The sequence below is a fragment of the Myroides sp. 1354 genome, from assembly GCF_030324495.1.
Taxonomy (GTDB): Bacteria; Bacteroidota; Bacteroidia; order Flavobacteriales; family Flavobacteriaceae; genus Flavobacterium.
The window spans coordinates 22,084-41,665 of record NZ_JACAGN010000021.1; the positions used below are offsets into that span (position 1 = coordinate 22,084).

The window sequence follows — 19,582 nt, forward strand, 5'->3', positions numbered from 1 at the left end:
ACTTTTTTTTCTTCTTTCGTACATGAAGGGCTTTTATTTTCAAGTCAAAGAAAACAGGATTAAACCATCGTACAAACACCCTATATATATTTCTTAATTTTATCTAAAATTAACTATATTTACTCCTTGATCTAACGCCGTAAGACAAGAACAAATCAACACTACTCTGTTTTATGATTTAAAAAAAATAGTCTACAACACCTTATTGTTCCATTATAATATGAAAAAAACAAGCTATCTTCCACTCCTACTTGCGTTAACATCCCTCATTTCTTGTGAGGGCTACATAAATGAAAAAGGAGTCGTACAAGACCTAGAAACAGGAGAAAGACTCCAAGATGTAGAAGTAAAACTCAGCTCAAATCAGGGAGATGATGTAACCATCACCAATGAAAACGGATACTTTTTTGTTGGCGTATTCTATGGCTGTGGTTTACGCGCTTGTGATGCCGATTATACCGTGCAGTTTCACAAAGAAGGCTATGAAATACTGGAGATTCCAGATAATTACATAAAAAGCAAAAATGCGACTTTCGTAAATCCAGAAAAACGAGATACCCTCATCATAAAACTAACTCCTATAGAACAATCTCTTTAAAACTGAAAGAACCTCCTGTTCTACTGGGGTTAAATCTTCTTTTCAAGAGAGGTATCATGGAATGATATCCCTTCTTCTCTATACGCTATCTATCAAAAGAAAGGGATTATGTATTCATTCGCAGTACATAAACACAAAGAAACGTAGGGGTGAATGGCAATTCGCCCTATAACCAGACATTTTATTTCAAAAGGACAAGGGATTGCAGACCCGATGGCACGGATTTGCACCTTAAATCCGCGCCATCAGGTTAGCTTGGCAATCTTAAAATCGTGTGGGCAAAATTATGGTCGGACTGGAAATAATAGGTGTTCAAGCACAGCTTAATATAGTGGCTACTTACTATTGTTTTTTTTCTTCACTTTTTTCATAGGACTGTACTTACAAACTCTATTATCTACATATTCAATTTTATATTCGGATAGAAGCTGTGCAATTATTTTGGTTGTTTCATCTTCGTTAAGACCAACACTTGTTCCGAGGTCAATTTCATTTAATTGATCGTCATTTTCTATTATTGCTCTGTAATATTTCTCTTTATTTTTCATAATTATATCTTTTTTGTACGGCTATCATCATATGTGGGCTAAACGGCAGAAGATAACTGTCATTTTCAGTAATTTGGATAAGCTCTATCAATGTTTTTTGTCTTTTACTGTTCAACATATTGGCAAAAAAATCTTTGTCCAACCATGCCATACCCTCAACCGCATAAGTGTTTAGATAAGTTAACTCTTGATTTACAAATTCATCCTTAAACTGTTCGGGTTTATGATAAAACGCTTTGGCTAAAAGCCAAGGAAAATCATCGGGTGGATTATGTTTGCCTGTTGTTAATTCTTCTTTACACATTTCAAAAAATGATTTTTTATGAATTAAGCCATTTGAAAGACCTACCAAAGTTGATGCGGTATAATTAATGGCAAAACCCAATATGATTCCGTTATTCTTCAAAACCCGTTTAGCTTCACAAATAGCTGAATATCGCTCCTCTTTCTCTTGAAGATGATAAAGAGGGCCGTGAAGTATGATAAGGTCTGCATAATTATTTGGGAACTCCAACTTTCGAGATTCCCCTATGTGTACAGAAAACTTGTTTTTTAATTTATTGGCTCTGTTTTCGGCTATTTTTATATGTTTCAAAACTGGCTCTACCAAATGAACTTTATGTCCTTTCTTTGCCAGCCATTCCGAATACTTTCCCGTACCGCCGCCAACATCAATTATTGTTAAAGATGAAGTGAAGATGTATTTTTCTATAAGTGATTTGATTCTTTCAAATTCAAATACGCCCATTCCTTTATCAAGTCGTGTTTCTTCGGATGCCTTATCGTAGAATATTTCTATATCTCTACTTATTAACTGTTTACTATTCATTAGAGTCCTTGTATTATCATCATTTTTAAATGTTGAATACATTGCAAAATGACAAGCCAATCGATTTGATAATCAATTGTTCGTTTATGATTTAATAAAATAAGTGGATACGATTATCTGTGCATTGAAATCAGACAATTTCACGCATTAATTACTCTTTTTCGAGTTCGTCTTTTTGTTTAAGACGCAGATAATATGTTAGATATAGTATAACAGACTACAAAAATAGAAAATCTAGATTAATTTTCCTTATTTACACCTTTTAAATTGTACAAAGGTTCATTCTTTTAAACTTGATACCAAAGGAGCAAATAAACACAAATAAAACCGTAGGGGCGAATAGCAATTCGCCCTATGGCATGAAAATCTATTTCAAAAGAAAGAGGGATTGCATATCCCAAAGAAAACAAATGTAGGGGCGAATGGCAATTCGCCCTATGGCATGAAAACTTATTTTAAAAGGACAAGGGATTACAGATCCCAAAGAAAACAAATGTAGGGGCGAATGGCAATTCGCCCTATGGCATGAAAATCTATTTCAAAAGAAAGAGGGATTGAATATCCCAAAGGGGATAAATAGACACAAAGAAAACCAATACCTCGCTGCACTCGGTATTGTGCTTTTTTTATTTCCAAAAAGTGATGCTGAGAGTAAAACTCTCCATCACTTTTTGGAAATAAAAAAACCGATAACTTTCGTTATCGGTTTTCTTTGCGGAGAAAGAGGGAATATAACCTACACATAAATAGAGTATCATAAAATACTATTATTTTGATTTATTGATAGTTATGTTTTTATTAAGTCGGTTGAATACCATAAAATAGTATATGATAGTATTAAAATTGGGTGTATATTTGGGTGCTATTACAAATAACTATGACTATAAAAAGAAAGATAACTATTGCTATTGAAAAGAGAAAAAAGGATGGTGTATTAATCACAGAGAACGTTCCAATTCGTGCAAGAGTGGTATATAATGGTGGTCGTGTAGAACTCTTTACAGGCTACCGCATTGATGCTTCTAAATGGGATGAAGCAAAAGAAAAGGTACGTAATGGGTGTACCAATAAGCTAAAACAAAGTTCTTCCGAAATCAATACAGCAATACAGGAGCTATCTACTACAATAGATAGAATCTTTAAAGAGTATGAATTGAAAAACGAAGTACCTTCATTTGAACTCTTAAAAGATGAAATAAAACGTTACTCAGATAAACAAACCATATCAGCAATAGAAAAGAATCTCTTTACTGCTTTTGATGAGTTTGTAAAGAACAGTGGAAAACGCAACGATTGGACAACTGCTACTTACACCAAGTTTAATACTGTTCGCTCACATCTTTTTTCTTTCAAAAGTAATTTTCAATTTACTGATATTAACGAAAAGACTTTATTAGACTACGTTTCATTTCTACGCATTGAAAAACAGATGCGTAACAGTACCATTGAAAAGCAAATTAGTTTTGTAAAGTGGTTTTTGAAGTGGTGTAAAAACAACAATTATACAATTACTTATAATTTTGAAGAGTTTAAACCAAAGTTAAAAGAAACCTCTAAAAAGATAATCTTCTTAACCCAAGAGGAAATCGAACAGATTAAATCAACAGATTTAGGTACAAAATCATACTTAGAACGAGTACGTGATGTATTGCTTTTCTGTTGTTACACAGGACTTCGCTATTCAGATGCTTTTAGCCTAACAAGACACGACATTAAAAATGATGCGATTGAGTTTGTTACCAAAAAGACAAATGATATGCTGAGAGTTGAATTAAACAAACACAGTAGAGCAATATTAGAGAAATACAAAGATGTACCTTTTGAAAAAGGAAAGGCTCTACCTGTTATTTCTAACCAAAAGATGAATGACTACATAAAAGAACTTGGAGAGTTAGCAGAGATTGACGAACCAATCCGAGAAACGTATTATGTAGGCAATGAAAGAGTAGATGAAGTAAAACCTAAATACGAACATTTAAGCACGCACGTAGGACGAAGAACATTTATCTGTACCGCCTTATCATTGGGGATACCTGTACAGGTTGTAATGAAATGGACAGGACATTCAGACTACAAATCAATGAAACCTTATATTGATGTAGCTGATACAATTAAAGCGAATGCAATGACTAAATTTGATATGATATGAGTTTAGATAATCCTCTTTTGAAACACTTAAATGAGTATTTAAAAATACTAAAAGAACTATCAAATTTATTAGATACTGATTCCTTACAACAGAACACATATCAATGTATTCGACAGGAGAGTTATGCTAAAGCATTTAGCGATTTAACAAAACTTGATATTGATGCTCTTTTAATAACAGGACAAGCAGAGAGTTTATCTAAAAAAGTATTTCTGAATATACTAAAGCAGATTGAAGTTATTAATAAGCTTATTGATGATAAAGACGAGTTAATAACTCATTTTGATTTTATTCATTTATATGATAAAGTACTACTTCCTAAAATGTTTGAGAACAAAATCTTAATTGCGCGACAGGATTTAAAAGAAATAAAGGAAAAAGAAAAACCTATCTGGGTATCACAATGTGAATTTGATGAAGATAAAAAGTATTGGGAGAAAGAACTTTATAGGGTTTTAGCAGAAAGAGATACCTATACACAGGATAATGTGCATCTAATTCAAAACTATTATCACAAAATACGAGATTACCTTTTAATAGTTAAAGAAGATATTTATGTGTATTACCCTGAAGATAGACTTCGTTTAGAATCTGATTTATTTGAGATCAAAGATGTACTTAAACTTTATAACTCTGCTTTAGAATTAAAATGTTTTAAGGAAGATGATTTAGCATTTGAAGATTTTTATTTAATATTTAATTTAAGAGAGCCTAAAGCTCGATTTGATTCAACGTTTAAATACATAACAAAATTTGCTCAACCACCACTATATGAAATGATGAAGGATATAGAAAAAGATGTTAGAGATAAAGTGATTGACTTCATTGTGTTGAAATTAAAACTAAAGTCTGCATTGACAATTTCGAAACGCTTTTATAAACCTTCAGAAGAAATTTAATTATTGTTTTAATCCTTTTAAGTTCATTAAAGAGTTTTTAAAGTCTTTTATTTTTGATTTCCTCAAAAATAAATAACCAAACGCATATAACTAATTCATTATTAATTATATGCATTTTGTTTTTTTATCAAATTCCACACATTTCCACAGAAATTTACAGATAGTTTTGAATTGTTCGAACATCACAAAATCGTATAATTTAAAAACTAAAACTATGTATATAAGCGAATTAAAAGAAAAGCCAGTTTGGCAAATGACAGGAGAAGAACTATTACAGTTATTACAAACAGTATCTATAAAGGATTTTAAAGAACTCAATACTTCGCAAGAAACGCAACAATCTACAAAGCGTTATGTTTACGGAATACGTGGTATAGCAGACCTACTTGGGTGCAGTATTACCACTGCTAATAAAATCAAGAAAGAAGGTCATATTAAAAAAGCGATTATCCAAAGAGGTAGAAAAATTATAGTCGATGCTGACTTGGCATTAGAACTATTCGCTAAAAAATAAAAGGGACAACTTCCGCAAATCGTCCCTTAATATCCAATTAAAGTATAACTGAATTCTTATCGTGTAAAGATAAGGATTATTAAAACACAAGTAAATATGAGCTTAGATATACCCTATATCCGAGTAGGAACTGCTTACTTTAAAATCATCGAAAAACCTTTGATATCTGGCGATAAAGTTAAAGTAATGGTGCGTTGGACTCGTGAAACGATTGTATCAGATCACGGAAAGTCCTACTTAGAAAACGTCTTAAAATTAGATGGCTTTTGCTGTATTCCAGACCATCTTAACTATCAACCAATCGTAGAAAACTTTTTTAATACCTATAATGAATTAAATATGAAACCAATAGAAGAAGATTTTAACTTAAAAGAATTAGAACAATTGATTCCAAACTCACTACACTTTATAAAACACATATTTGGAAGTGAACAATACGAATATGGTTTAGACTATCTAAAGCTATTGTATGAGAAGCCAACGCAAACCTTACCAATATTGTGTCTTGTTAGTAAAGAACGTGCAACAGGAAAAAGCTCTTTTATCAAATGGCTTAAAAATATCTTTGGACTTAATATGACTTATATTAAAGGAGATTCTTTTGGTTCTCAATTTAACGCTGATTGGGCAAGTATGCTATTAGTTGCCATAGATGAAGTATTCTTTGATAAGAAAGAGATTACAGAGCGTTTAAAGTACCTTTCTACTACTGACAAAGACAAAGTTGAAGCAAAGGGAAAAGACAGACAGGAAATAGAGTTTTTCGCCAAGTTTATTCTTTGCTCTAACAATGAGGATGATTTCATTCAAATAGACGAAGAAGAAATACGTTTTTGGATTCGAAAGATTAAACCTATTGAATCAGAAGACGTTCACTTTATCAAGAAGCTAACAAGTGAAGTTCCTTATTTTATCAAATACTTACTTCTACGACCTTATTACACCACGCAACAAACCCGAATGTGGTTTACACCTAAACAGATACTTACAGCTTCTCTTTTAAAGCTAATTAGTAAAAACAAAATAGAGATTTCAGTTTTAGAACTTTTAAACCTGTGCTTCGAAAAGGTTGACGAGGATGAAATTTGCGTAGCTCCCAATGATTTACTCTTGTTATTACGCAAGACAAACCCAAAACTAATTATATCTGCTAGTGAAATAAGAAAGATTTTAAAGAAATGGGATTTTGAACCACAAAACAACACAAAATCTTATCAAGGAATAGAGCTTTTATCTCATGGAGAATTTGTTAAAATAGAACGTAGAGGACGTTACTACATCATTAAAAAAGATTTATTCTATAAAATATTTGATGCAATGATGCAAGAATAGATTAAACCATTGTTTACTAACAAGTTATACTGCATCAAAGTTTGCATCAAACTAAAAACACGTCAAGTTTGATGCAAGAGTGATGCAAGAAAGAAAATGAGTTTGATGCAGTGATGCAAGAGTGATGCAGGGTATTTTATTGAAATACAATTAATTAACACCTTTCTGCATCATTGCATCAAAAAAAAACAGATTTTTAACCCGACTATTTCAAACCGTATGAATTGTGAATTAGCTAAACAAATTAGCCTAACAGACTTACTTAAAAAGTTAGGTTTTACCCCAACGAGGACAACGAGAATTGATTGGTGGTATATCAGTCCATTTAGAACTGAAAAAACAGCATCATTTAAAGTGAATATTGCTAAAAACGTGTTTTATGACCACGCAGAGGGATTTGGAGGAACAACACTTGATTTCGTGATGAAGTACAATAATTGCGATATTAAATTAGCTTTAGAATTGCTCAAAAACGATTCTTTTTCTTTTCATCAGCCAATTATTGTGAGTTCTAACATTACTCAAGAACCAACATATACAATTCAAGCGATTAAGCCACTAACACACCCAAACTTGATACAATATATCAACGAGCGTAATCTTAGCCTTAAAGTGGCTCAAACTTATTGTAAAGAGGTACATTATACGCTAAAAAACAAATCTTATTATGCTGTTGCTTTTCAAAATGAATTAGGCAGTTTCGAGCTTAGAAACAAGTATGTAAAAATGTGTCTTGGTAAAAAGGCAGTAACCTACTTTGACAACAAAAGTAAACATATTGTCTTGTTTGAATCTTGGAGTGATTACATCAGCTTTTTAACCCTTTATCCAAATGCAGAAAAGCAATATGATTATTTGATTCTTAATTCCGTATCAATGTTGAATAATACAATAATTAAAACACCAAATAATTATTTGTACAAATGGATAAATGGGGAATTGTATAAATGTATCAATGTACAAATGGATAAAAGTATCAATAATACTTTGTACAAAGAATTAAAGTATGAAAGTATTATTTGTTGTTTCGACAATGATAAAGCTGGAGAAAGTGCCTTTCAAAAAGTAGCTCAGACCTATGCAAACGTTGTTGATGGACGAAAACTGTACAAGAATTACAAAGACTTGAATGATTATTTACTAACTATTAACCGCAATGATTTGACGTGAGAATTATCGAGATGTGTCTTTGTCCTTACAAATTGGAGATTTGACAGCCAAAGACCACTCGTTTTTCTCCCGAAGGTCGCAAAATGGGTAAGACGATGAAAAAAACAAAGAAGATAGAATTTAGAGTTACCCTTACAGAAGCTCTAATCATAAAAAACAAAGCAGAAAAAGTGGGTTGTAGCGTTTCAGAATACATCCGAAACACCGCACTTGAATATTCTTTAGCGTATAAATTAACTCCTGAAGAAATTGAAGTTTATAAATTACTGAACAAATACGCTGATAATTTTAGGCGAATAAGCAACCTTTTTAAGCTTGGTGATACAACAGGAGTTAAACAGCACACCATTGAAACAGCTAATTTAATTCGGACTCACTTACAAAAACTACTGTAATTATGATAGCAAAAGCTAAATCCTGTGTTGGTGGCACAGCATTATTTAATTATGTGATAGATTCTAAAAAAGGATATGAACTACTGAGAAATAATCTTTCAGGGGAAACTCCGAAAGATATGTTTCAAACGATGCAGATACTACAAAATCAAAACAGCAGATGTAAAAACAATACAATATCAGCTGTTATATCTCCAACCATTGCAGATAGTCAAAAGATGAGTGATAGAGATTTACGAGTGTTAGCGGTTGAGTTTTTACTTGGTTTACAAATCGATCCTACCAAAGCTCAATATATTGCATTTGTTCATACAGAGAAAGAGCATAAACATATTCACATCATCGCCAACCGCATAGATGAAAATGGAAAGGCTTTAAAAGATAATTATATCGGTTTTGAAGCTCAAAGAGTAGCTCACGAAATAGCACTTAAATACGGATGGACTTCAATACGACAAGAAAATAAGAACAAGAAGCAAAGAGCTAACAATACTAATTTAATAGCTAAAAATGCTATTAAAACAGCTCACAGGGAAGTTTTAAGGCAGAAGCCTAAAGATTTACAACAATACATTTACTTAATGAGGGGAAAACAAATTGAGGTTAAGCCTACCATTAATAAACAAGGTGATATTCAAGGGTATCGATTTATTCATTTACCAACAGGAACAAACTTAAAAGCAAGTGAAGTTGACCGAAATTTGAAGCTGAATGACTTATTTAAAAATACAGCAAGTATAGAACCTAAAGATGAAGTAAGCAAACAATTTACTAATCAAGAAGCAAACAAATTACATATGCAGAATTGGAAAACAGATACATCTATTTTATTTAGTATGCTATCTGTTTTACAATTTGGCGGTAACGATGAAGACGATGAACAGAAAAAACGCAAACGAAGAACATTAAAAAGATAAACAATGGCAAAGAACCAACCTAAACTCACAGATATGACTGAATTATTACTTCAGCAAGTCATACAATTAGAGCAGACAATAAAACAAAGTGAAAAAGCTCATTTAGATACTATCAAGGAATTAAGTAATATCAAAGTAACAGTAAATGTTACGGAACTCCGACAGATAGAAAAAGAACAACGTCAACGATTACAGAATGATTTTGAGCAATTTCATCGAGAGATAACAAAAAACAAAGAGGAACTTTTAAAGGTTCATAAGGCTGTAAGTTCTAAGAGATTGTTATACTTGATTATATTTAATATCATTCTAATTTTAACAACAGGTTTTTCTGTGTATTTAGCTGTTAAGAATACTATTGACAAGTCGGAGTATGAGCTTCTAGTAAATGAAAAAAGTCAATTAATAAATCAATTAGAAAATGTAAATCAGTTTTTTATCGAAAATCTTAAGACAACAAAGTTTTTCAAAGAGTGGAGTCAAAAACAATAATTCGAAAGTATTTATCAAAGTTATTTCCGTAAGATTTTTAGAGCTGGGAGGGTTCGAAATTTCATGGAAATAACTTTGTTGGAATATTTTATGCTATTTTAAAAGAATTGCTAACGTTTGGCAAATTGGCGATGGAGCCGACTTTTAGCACAAATGTTGAATAGAATTACTAATCTTCAACATTGCACAAAAGTTCAATAGAAGTACTTCACCGGCTCTATTGCCAATTTGTTTGTTATGTGCCGTTTTATTCCATTTTATACATTTAACAATTGCTGAAACGTAAAGTCGGGTTTAAACATTTCAATTTCGTTTTGAGTTGATTCTTCTTGTGCTTCTTTGCCATAGATAAACATTTGCTGTTCATAATTTTTAACAGCCTCTTCAATGCTATTAAATTTTCCATCGGCTAGATTATCAGACAATATCAAGGCATCCACCAACCCACTATTTACTCCCTGCCCTGCAAAAGGCGGCATCAAATGTGCGGCATCCCCAATCATTGTTATGGGTAATGGGCGCTTGCTTTTCCAAGGCTTTTCTAAAGGAAATATCCGTGTAGCCAATCCTACAAATGACAACGTCGTATGAATCAATTCTTTGTAGCGTTCGTCCCAATCGGAAAATTCTTTCAGAAGAAAATCAACGACACTATTTCTGTTTTGAAAATCTACCTGCGTTTGGTTTTTCCATTCATCAGGTGTTTTAAAACTTATTCCAAAATGCAATGCACCATTATTATTGGGGTTAGCAAATAATAAATTACCTTGGTGAGATGCCATTAGCCGGTTTCCATTGCATAGCTGAAAAAATCCAGGACAGTTTATCTCTGGTTGATGAATATCGGCTTGTATATTGAAAGTACCTGTTTCTTCAACTTCCGTGTCGGTAACAAATTTTCTTACCTTGGACATCCCGCCATTGGCAAGAATAACCAAATCTGCTGTTTCACTCGGTTTATTCTCAAAAGTTAGTGTCCACTTCTTCTTACCAGGTTCAAGCATAACAAGTTTTCTATCCCAAATAACCGTGTCGTTTTCTAAACTATTCAACAAGATAGCCCTTAAGTCATTTCTGTTTATTTCAGGATTGTCAAATCGATTTTCGGGCTTTACATTTTTTGTGGATAAAATATTGCCTTTTTCATCAGCAATATTTACACCCATTGGTAAGGCTAAGTCATAATAAGTTTGTAACAATCCCGCTTTTTTCATTGCTTCCTGACCTGAACCTTTGTGTAGGTCAAGGGTTCCACCAAAAATTCTTGCCTCTCGGTCGTTGTCTCTTTCGTAAACTGAAACGTCTATGCCGTTTTGCTGTAATAATTTTGCCATAGTCAGTCCAACGGGTCCACCACCAATTATTGCAACGTTCTTATCACTAAGTAAATTCATTTGTTTGTCTGTATCTATTCGCATTGTCATTCAAAAATGGCACATAACGGGAAACGCATTGGCGAAGTGGCGGATAAATTGAACCGAAAGTTCAATTTAGCAGTGACGTAGCCGATGTGTTTCCACAGAAGCTAAATTATTAAAAAAAAGCTGAATGTGGAACACATTCGGCGGAATAAAAAGCACAAAAGTTGAATTTTGTACTTAACCCGCCATTTTGCCAATGCGATGTTATGTGTAGTTTTTTTGTATCTTTGTCAGATGAAATTATCAGATTAGCATATTTACTTTACGCAACGTATAGGAAGAGAATAGTTTAGTATTATTCTTCGTTTCCTTATTGTCTCTTATTGTAAATTAAATATGTTAAATAATGAAAAATTTCTTCGAAAGTCCTTTTAAAGGAAAAATAATCAAAGACCACATAACTAATCCCAATATAATTTCGGGTAAATATTCTTATTATTCTGGTTATTATCACGGTCATTCATTTGACGATTGTGCTCGTTATCTGTTTCCGGACAGGAATGATGTCGATAAACTAATTATCGGTTCTTATTGTTCAATAGGGAGCGGTGCAAGTTTCATAATGGCAGGTAATCAAGGTCATAAATATGATTGGATTTCCAGTTTTCCATTTTTTTATATGTCTGAATTTGATGTTTTCAGTAAAAGCCAAGATGGATTTCAAAAAGCAGGAGATACAGTTGTTGGGAATGATGTTTGGATTGGTAGTGAAGCTATGATAATGCCAGGAGTTCAGATAGGAGATGGAGCTGTTATTGGCAGTCGTGCTTTGGTTACAAAAGATGTTGAACCTTATTCAATTGTAGGGGGAAATCCAGCCAAATTGATAAAAAAGAGATTTAGTGATGATGACATCCAAAAATTGCAGGAAATGAAATGGTGGGAATGGGATGAAGAAACCCTTTTTGAAGCAATGCCAATTCTTTGTTCAAATAAAATCGATTTGTTGTACAAGTTTTTTAGAAAAATGAAATGATAAAAAGAAGGTTCCGAAATTCGGAGCCTTTTTGTTTTAACTGCGTTTGCGGCTAAAATTACACATAACGACCGAGGCTATGGGCACGGGCGGGTTGCGGGCGTATTCGCTGTCGCACAGCGACAAGGCGAATGCGGGCGCAAAACCTGCTAAGTGCACGTCAGCCAGCCTGTGAACATAGGCGTGTGTTAGGTGGTCGTAGTTTGTTGTTTTTCAGTCGTTTAAATTTCGGCCGTTTAGTGAGCTTTCACTTCGAAAACCACAATTCAGTCGCTTGTTAAACCGCATTTTCCAACCGAAAACGCTCAAATTCGTTGTAAATTTTATATTTTCTTTTTTCTTAAAGTCTAACCGCTAAACTACGCACAAATTAACGAATAAAAACTGATTTTTTTGTCTTAGAATTCATGTTTTCCGACAGTTTTAAAGTCGAGAAACTCAAATTAAATGAACTGAATGTCAGTCGGAAAGCAGAAATAGAATCGAAAATTTTTCCGTTTAAGCACTTTCACGACAGCCCGAAACGGGTTTTTTATTTTCGGGTTGTCCGTGAGTTTGTTTTTCTTTTTGTTTTTTCGTCAAGTTTGTTCGTTAACCACTTTCAGTCCGCTAAAGAGCAGAGTCTGCAAAAAATGAACTTGGTTTCCTTATATTCAAATCGGAAATCTCCATTTCCAAAATTTCGTTCGTTATATGTCGTAGTCTGAAAAGTAATAAGTCTAATTTTCTTTCCTTTAAAATCTGCGAGGAATTGTCCGCCGTGCAAACTCCCGAAAGCCAGCAAATTCAGTCTAACCGATAAGTCAAAAAGTCGAGAAGAAGCGGACAGTTCCTCAAAGATTTTTCAGCAACAAATCCGTCTTTTTCCTTTTTTTACTATGACACCTAACGACCGAGGCTATGGGCTTGGGCGGGCTGCGGGCGGATTTCCTGTCGCCACAGCGACAAAGGAAATGCGGAACGACCTAAATCAGTCAGAAAATACTCAGTACGAGGTGGTTGTTCTGCATAAATTTTTCTATCTATAATCTTATACTCCAACAATTCTTTAAGTTGTTGATTTATTACACGTTCTGTTGCATCAGGCACCTCCTTGAATATCAGACTTGGGCGTAGTGGCTTATCTCGAAGTGCTTCTATGATGCAAATTTTCCACTTTCCGCCAAGCACCTGCATAGCAATGCTATAACCACATTCTAGATATATAGGGATTTTTCTTTCAGACATAATTGTATAGTTAATTTGTAGGAACAAGATACAAAAATAGTGCGAGAATGCATTCTTTGATTATTTTGCTTATCATTCTCTTATCCTAATTCCTTCTCAAACATATACATCAATTTATCTTTTTCATTCAGTTCTACACTTCTGCTTACCTTTTTATTGGTGATTTGATAGCCCGAAAATCGAGTAACAAAAATGCCCAAGCCTTGAGTGTAGGAGCTGACTTCTGCTGAGTATTCTTTACTAGTATCTAAAGGAATTTCACCCAAAATAGTAGTCCAATCACCATCTGAAGTAATAGTAGATATTTCGCCTTGCATCTTGTTGATGTCTGTAATAGCCCTAGCATTCACAGCTATTGGAATTTGCAATTTAAAATCTAAGATTGGCTCCAACAACTCAACATCAGCTTGTTGTAAAGCCAATCGAAAAACATAGGGAGCTAAACTTCTAAAGTCGGCAGGTGTGCTCACTGGACTATAATAGATTCCGTGAGAAAAAGTGACTTTAAGGTCGGTTACTTTCCAGCCATACAAACCCGATTCACAGGCTTTCTTGACTCCATCGAATACTGCATTCTGAAAAGATTGATTCAAGTAGCCCAATGAAATATCGCTCTCTATCGTAAGTCCCGCACCGATTGGCAAAGGTTCTATAATCAAGCCAATAGATGCCCAATAAGGATTAGGTGGCACTTCGATATGAATGGTGTATTCCGATTTCGTTTTCAGACGTTCCTTATAAATCGTTTTCACCTCTTCAAAGTAAGCATCTACCGAAAATCGCTCCTCCAACAAAGTCAAAATAACTTCCCGTTGAGTTGCTCCATAAAGAGAAACTTCTAGCTCATTATTATCAGCATTGATACCAAACGTTAAAGATGGATCTTCTACCGATAATACATTCATAGCAGAAATTAATTTACTCCTATCCTCTACTTTGGCAGGATGTATAGATGATTTGAGAGCAGGACTAGGAATATTCAATTTATCAAATAAACTTGGCATTGTTCCTAAATAATCACCTACCATCAGACTTTCGGCATGGTCTAAAATTGCAATATCGTTTGTAGAAACTTCATCTACATCTATTTCGTTTCCAGCGTAAAAGGTCTTTAAACTTCTTATTTTCAGATTCTCATCTGAGCCATTGAGGTTGTATGATTTTCTTGTTCTAAGGCTTCCCCCTATAATCTTTAGATAGGCTCGTTTCTGTTCCTTCTTATTATGCTCAATTTTATAGACATAGGCAGATAAATCGTTCTCTTGAGGTAGAGATGTTTCAATAAAAGTAGTGATTGAGTTTAGCAAATCTTCGATACCAATGCCATACATTGCTGAGCCATGGTAGATAGGATGTAGTTTAGCGAATTGAACAAGATGAATCATTGAACTCCAATAGTCTGAATTTGAGAGTTGCGTATCGCTTAAGTATTTTTCAAGCAAAGAATCATCTTTCTCCAAAATTGTTTCTCTGTCCTTTTCTGATATGTTGTGTATTGTACAGCTAGAAGTTAAAATCTTGCCATCAACGGATTGCATAAGAAGAATATCTTTTGAAAGGCTATTTTGTATTTCGAAATAAAGCTGATTTAGATTTACTCCCTCTCTATCTATTTTGTTGATAAATAGAATGGCTGGAATTTCTAGTTGTTGCAAGACATTGAACAACAATCTCGTTTGAGCTTGAATACCCTCTTTAGCAGACACCACAAGAATAGCACCATCTAGCATTCTAAAAGTGCGTTCCACTTCTGCTAGAAAGTCCATGTGTCCAGGAGTGTCGATAATATTAATCTTTGTATCGTTCCATTGAATAGACGTTGTAGAAGCTCTAACGGTGATACCTCTTCGTTTTTCAATATCCATCGAATCGGTTGTGGTATTACCTTTGTCCACACTTCCACGTACCTCAGTTGCTCCACTAGCAAATAGCAAGTTCTCAGTAATGGAGGTTTTTCCTGCATCAATATGTGCAAGAATACCTATATTTATAGTTTTCATTTGATTTTGTAAATAATATAGCGGATGCTTTGTAGAAATGCATCACATAAAAAATACATCCTTGATGGTAGAATGTACCACAAGAACTTGAATTCGTATTTCTAATTATATTATTTACTGCCGCATAGTGTGACAAAGGTAGAAAATAAATTTTAAAATCAACCCTACATTCAAGTTGAAAATGCAACTTTATTGATTATTAACTAAATGATATGTTTGATGAAAAAATCGAGGATAACTTTTTTCGAGCTCGATGGGACGGCTCCAAAAGTTATCACCCGCTTTTTTCGAGTAGATTCCAAATTCCATCAAATATCTGATTTGGGGATAAATATCCAAATCTTTTTCGTGGCCTGTTGTTTATCTGTTGTTCCACATAATTCACATATTCATGTGTAACATAATTGAAATCAACTTTTTTCGGTATATATTGCCTTACCAAGCGATTATAGTTTTCGTTGGAACCTCTTTGCCAGCTTGCATATGGCTTGGCAAAGAAAAAGTCGATTTTCAAGTCTCCGGCTACCATCTGATGACACGAAAACTCTTTTCCATTGTCAGATGTGATTGTTTTCAGGAATGGTTTCCAATCCTCCAGGCAATCAATAGTAACCAGTGCGAGTTGTTCCGCATCCTTGCCATCTAATTTTCGGAGTCTGGCTATTCCGGTTGCCCTGTCGTTGATGGTTAAGATGGCACCTTTGTGATCCTTGCCTATGATAAGGTCAATTTCCAAATCACCAAAGCGTTCCCGTAGTTCAACTTCAGGCGGTCTTAGAGATATATCTGTACGATTGGGGATTGTTCCCCGCTTGTCGTAAATCACACTTCGCTTTTTGTAGCGACGTCCACGGTTTCTCAGGTCAAGATATAGCGTCCCTTTTTTACGCTTATCTTGCCAAATAAACTGATAAATACGTTCGTGTGATACACAGTTATCTCCATTTGTTTTGGCAACACCTGCAATTTGTTCCGGACTGTATTTGAGACGCAATTTATCTCGTACATAAGCCTCAACCTCAGGTGTGAAGGTTCTCGCTTTAGCTTTGTATGCCTGACGCTTCAGGTATTTACGATGCGCTAAATCATCTTTGTATTCGCCAGATCGGGCATCTGCATTACGGCGGATTTCACGACTGACAACTGATTTATCTTTATTTATTACACGGGCAATCTCACATTGTGGATACCCACTTTGCAACATTGTGCAAATAGTATATCTTTGTTCTCTGGTTAAATGACTCATAAATGTCAACTTTGGTCGGTAGACAATATAGTTCATTTTTTCCATCAGGGCAAGGGGGAGTTATTCCTCCTGGCTCTGAAAAAAACAAACTTTCCTATTTTGTCTGCAAAGTTGCATTTACAACTTGAATTTTCATGTCAATTTCTTTTATTTTTCTGAAAAGTTTATTTCCAATTCTAAAGTACTCATAGTTGTTGTTAAAATAGAAAAATACTTTATATCTTCCTCTATAACTATAAACACTTTCGATTGGCAGAGTCATAACAATCTGATTACTGTTTTTTGCAACATTATAGCCAACAATGTGAAATATTGCTTCAGCTGTAATTCCAAAACTTGAATAAGAAATCATTGAAGCCATAATAATCAATAAAACATATGTAAACACTCTGTCTATAATTGACTTAAAACCTTTGTGAAGTCTTTTTAAAAAGTTAAGTCTGAGTAATGTTATAATAACAATTCCTATAATAAAAGGTATCCACTCTACAAATAAATTGTATTTAAAACTTTGTCCAATTGTCAGTGGTTTAAGAAAAAAGTAATAAATGACAGCATATGTAAGAAACCCTACAAATAATTTATATACAATATTTTCTTCTTGACTATGTTTGATTTTTATTGAGCTCAAAAACTTAAGCATATATTTTTCTAATTTTCATGTTCGCAATACTTAGTGTTCTAATCTTGAGTCTTGTAAAAATAGTTTTACCATTTATAATTGTTTTCACTCGTAAAAAAGAGATAAATTAAGTTCCTACTAATTCTCAACCACAATGTCCCGCTTTTGCTCGTTATTTGTCAATGTAATGAAGTGAAAAGTCAAAAATACTTCCTTTATAGTCTGCGAGGAATTGTCCGCCCGAAAAAGCTGACAGAAGTAAAAAGTCTGTCAAACCCGAACTGTCTGTCTATGTCGAAAAAACGGACAGTTCGTCAAAGACTTTTCAGTGAATAAATCTCTGTCTTTTCTTTTTTTACACTGACGCATAACGGTTACGTATTGGCGATGGTGGGGCATTTGAAAAACGTCAGCCCAACATTTGCACTAATGCCCGATAGAAGCACAAATGTTGAATTTATAACTATCAGCCCCACTATTGCCAATACGATGTTGGTGGCTGGGCTTCTTTCAAAAGAACTCGTCTAATAATATATAAAACTCTATTTTATTTTTGTTTGGCTTATCAAGTCCATATACCTTGTAAAATATGTCAACCATTTCTGGTCTAAAATTATCTCGTATGTTTCTAACAGCAAGTGCAATATCTTGATATTTATCTGTTATACCTCCATTGCCAATGTCTATAAAACCACTTAAGTTATGATTGTCAAAAATTAAGTTGTCAAAACAGTAATCTCCGTGTGTAAACACTAATTCATAGTCTGATGGCTTTATGCTTAATAATTTCACAAATAGTTCTTCGGGGCTGTAAGTTTGATTTTCGGGTTGTAAGTCTGTAAAATCAATTAACCCACTATCTAAATTAAATCTTGCTTTTGAAATTTTCAAGTCAAGGTGTTGAACCAACGCAGTATTGTCAATTTTCAAAGAATGAAGTTTTTTCAATGATATTGCATATTGCTTAATAATTTCTTCAGTTTCTATTTTATCAAAATAATATTCAAGAGTTTTTCCTTGCAGTTCCGTCATACATAACAATTCAAAGTCGCTTAATTGTTCATAAAAAATAATCTTAGGAACTGGAATTTTTCCGTCAAGCCATAAATAATTTTGATAATCGTATTTGAGGTTTACATTATGGTTACTATAAATTTGTTTTTTGAGAATAAAACTCTTTGATTCATCTGTCGTAACCCTGAACAATTCAGCATTTGTTGAACCACCTGAAATTTGTGTGGTAGTATAATTTCCAAAATATTTGTCAAGTTGATTTTTTACGTCTTTACTGATGTCCATTTGCTGTGTCTTTTAGCCTTGCCACCAACGGTCAAGTATAAGCGTAGTGCGGGATTTCGGAGCAATTCACTGTCCGCCCACCACAAAGTTTCTTAGGAGCAAAAATGCTCAAATTTAGCAGTTCAGCCCGCATTACGCTTATACAATGTTGGCGGTAGTTTTTTTTATTCAATTCTCCTTAATACCCCCTTTAATTTTGCTTCAACTCCAAGATTATCAAAAAGTTTTTCAGTCAATGTTAATGTCTTCTTGAAAGCTGTTTTAATATCTGTCGGATCTAATTCTGATGTTGTCTCCTGAAATAACGAATACCAATCTGGGTCTATGTCTTTTTCCAAGCTTTTTGTTGGACTTTCCCAATGTTTGGTTTGGTATGTTTCAATTCTTATTAACCAAAGTAAATATTTTTGAACATTTGATAAGCTTTGGTAAGCGTGAGCAAATTCCTGTCGTTTAATTAAGTTGCTTGTTGTAAGTAAAACATTCAACAATGATTGGCTCAACCACAGGATATTTTCATTTGTTGTTCGATCAGGTACTTTAGTTTTTATTTCTTTGAGCGTGTTAGTCAATAAATCTTCTTTATCTACTAAAATCATCTTGTCAAAGTCGCTAAACTCTACCAAACCGTCCCACGATTTGATAACTTCCATTTGGTCGTTTGTCAAAAAATGAAACTCCCCCCTTATCATATTTTCAAAAATGGCAACTTCACTTCCATACTCGTTGGTAAAATATAATGCCAAAGGATGAATTTGGCTTACCCAATTTTCAGCGGAAAAATTTTCTTTATCCTTCAAGAAGATGTAGAATTCAATATCTGAATATTTGTCCCCTTCATTTTTGGTAAATGACCCGTACATAAATACGGCAGAAATATTTTTATCATTTTGAGCTATTGACTTTGTTTTGTCAATCATTTGTAACTGTGTCATTTTCTAATTTTTT

At 33.7% G+C, this 19,582-nt stretch carries 19 protein-coding genes; 10 read left to right on the plus strand and 9 right to left on the minus strand.

Features of this window, described 5'->3' with window-relative positions; all coding sequences use genetic code 11:
- Positions 1-220: 220 nt before the first annotated feature.
- The gene (locus HX004_RS16075; RefSeq protein WP_286443697.1) at positions 221-598 is read left to right on the plus strand and encodes a carboxypeptidase-like regulatory domain-containing protein; all 378 of its coding nucleotides are present in this window, start codon (positions 221-223) and stop codon (positions 596-598) included.
- Positions 599-933: 335 nt separating this feature from the next.
- On the opposite strand, the gene HX004_RS16080 is transcribed toward HX004_RS16075, so the two are convergent.
- Both HX004_RS16080 and HX004_RS16085 read right to left on the minus strand, forming a co-directional pair.
- Entirely contained in the window at positions 934-1,146 is a 213-nt protein-coding gene (locus HX004_RS16080; RefSeq protein ID WP_286443698.1) for a hypothetical protein, read from the minus strand.
- A complete protein-coding gene (locus tag HX004_RS16085; RefSeq protein ID WP_286443699.1) occupies positions 1,136-1,975 on the minus strand; it encodes a class I SAM-dependent methyltransferase in 840 nt (279 codons plus the stop codon). The genes HX004_RS16080 and HX004_RS16085 overlap by 11 nt, the downstream gene beginning before the upstream one ends.
- An 877-nt stretch (positions 1,976-2,852) precedes the next feature.
- Here HX004_RS16085 and HX004_RS16090 point away from each other — a divergent pair.
- The 8 genes from HX004_RS16090 (at position 2,853) to HX004_RS16125 (ending at position 9,843) form a co-directional block, all read left to right on the plus strand.
- Positions 2,853-4,124 (plus strand): site-specific integrase, encoded by a 1,272-nt coding sequence (locus HX004_RS16090; RefSeq protein ID WP_286385797.1) that lies wholly within the window; start codon positions 2,853-2,855, stop codon positions 4,122-4,124.
- Entirely contained in the window at positions 4,121-5,023 is a 903-nt protein-coding gene (locus HX004_RS16095) for a hypothetical protein (protein ID WP_058699650.1), read from the plus strand. The genes HX004_RS16090 and HX004_RS16095 overlap by 4 nt, the downstream gene beginning before the upstream one ends.
- 214 nt (positions 5,024-5,237) lie before the next feature.
- A complete protein-coding gene (locus HX004_RS16100) occupies positions 5,238-5,537 on the plus strand; it encodes a DUF3853 family protein (RefSeq protein ID WP_006260872.1) in 300 nt (99 codons plus the stop codon).
- Positions 5,538-5,633: 96 nt separating this feature from the next.
- A complete protein-coding gene (locus HX004_RS16105) occupies positions 5,634-6,869 on the plus strand; it encodes a primase-helicase family protein (RefSeq protein WP_058699651.1) in 1,236 nt (411 codons plus the stop codon).
- 219 nt (positions 6,870-7,088) lie between these two features.
- The gene (locus tag HX004_RS16110) at positions 7,089-8,039 is read left to right on the plus strand and encodes a DUF8464 domain-containing protein (protein WP_286385281.1); all 951 of its coding nucleotides are present in this window, start codon (positions 7,089-7,091) and stop codon (positions 8,037-8,039) included.
- A gap of 95 nt (positions 8,040-8,134) precedes the next feature.
- Entirely contained in the window at positions 8,135-8,434 is a 300-nt protein-coding gene (locus HX004_RS16115) for a plasmid mobilization protein (protein WP_058700042.1), read from the plus strand.
- 2 nt (positions 8,435-8,436) lie between these two features.
- Positions 8,437-9,351 carry a relaxase/mobilization nuclease domain-containing protein gene (locus HX004_RS16120; RefSeq protein WP_058699653.1) on the plus strand — a complete coding sequence of 305 codons (915 nt, stop codon included), beginning with the start codon at positions 8,437-8,439 and terminating at the stop codon, positions 9,349-9,351.
- A gap of 3 nt (positions 9,352-9,354) precedes the next feature.
- A complete protein-coding gene (locus HX004_RS16125) occupies positions 9,355-9,843 on the plus strand; it encodes a hypothetical protein (protein ID WP_058699654.1) in 489 nt (162 codons plus the stop codon).
- A 257-nt stretch (positions 9,844-10,100) separates the two neighbouring features.
- Here HX004_RS16125 and HX004_RS16130 read toward each other — a convergent pair whose 3' ends face one another.
- Positions 10,101-11,267, minus strand: coding sequence for a tetracycline-inactivating monooxygenase Tet(X2) (locus HX004_RS16130; RefSeq protein WP_008651082.1), 1,167 nt, complete (start codon positions 11,265-11,267; stop codon positions 10,101-10,103).
- Between the two features lie 343 nt (positions 11,268-11,610).
- On the opposite strand from HX004_RS16130, the gene catB reads away from it, so the two are divergent.
- Complete coding sequence (catB, locus tag HX004_RS16135; RefSeq protein ID WP_014043450.1) at positions 11,611-12,240, plus strand: type B chloramphenicol O-acetyltransferase; 630 nt, start codon at positions 11,611-11,613, stop codon at positions 12,238-12,240.
- An 885-nt stretch (positions 12,241-13,125) separates the two neighbouring features.
- Here catB and HX004_RS16140 read toward each other — a convergent pair.
- The 6 genes from HX004_RS16140 to lnu(I) all read right to left on the minus strand — a co-directional run bounded on the left by HX004_RS16140 (position 13,126) and on the right by lnu(I) (position 19,569).
- Positions 13,126-13,467, minus strand: coding sequence for a winged helix-turn-helix transcriptional regulator (locus HX004_RS16140; RefSeq protein ID WP_150433340.1), 342 nt, complete (start codon positions 13,465-13,467; stop codon positions 13,126-13,128).
- An 80-nt stretch (positions 13,468-13,547) separates the two neighbouring features.
- Positions 13,548-15,467 (minus strand): tetracycline resistance ribosomal protection protein Tet(36), encoded by a 1,920-nt coding sequence (gene tet(36) / locus HX004_RS16145; RefSeq protein ID WP_150433341.1) that lies wholly within the window; start codon positions 15,465-15,467, stop codon positions 13,548-13,550.
- A gap of 274 nt (positions 15,468-15,741) precedes the next feature.
- Entirely contained in the window at positions 15,742-16,713 is a 972-nt protein-coding gene (locus HX004_RS16150; RefSeq protein ID WP_180906896.1) for an IS30 family transposase, read from the minus strand.
- Between the two features lie 94 nt (positions 16,714-16,807).
- The gene (locus HX004_RS16155) at positions 16,808-17,356 is read right to left on the minus strand and encodes a hypothetical protein (protein ID WP_180906897.1); all 549 of its coding nucleotides are present in this window, start codon (positions 17,354-17,356) and stop codon (positions 16,808-16,810) included.
- A gap of 489 nt (positions 17,357-17,845) precedes the next feature.
- Entirely contained in the window at positions 17,846-18,634 is a 789-nt protein-coding gene (locus tag HX004_RS16160; protein ID WP_154138269.1) for an APH(3') family aminoglycoside O-phosphotransferase, read from the minus strand.
- Positions 18,635-18,798: 164 nt separating this feature from the next.
- Positions 18,799-19,569: a lincosamide nucleotidyltransferase Lnu(I) gene (lnu(I), locus tag HX004_RS16165; protein WP_008992950.1), complete on the minus strand. Its 771-nt coding sequence runs from the start codon at positions 19,567-19,569 to the stop codon at positions 18,799-18,801.
- Positions 19,570-19,582 lie beyond the last annotated feature (13 nt).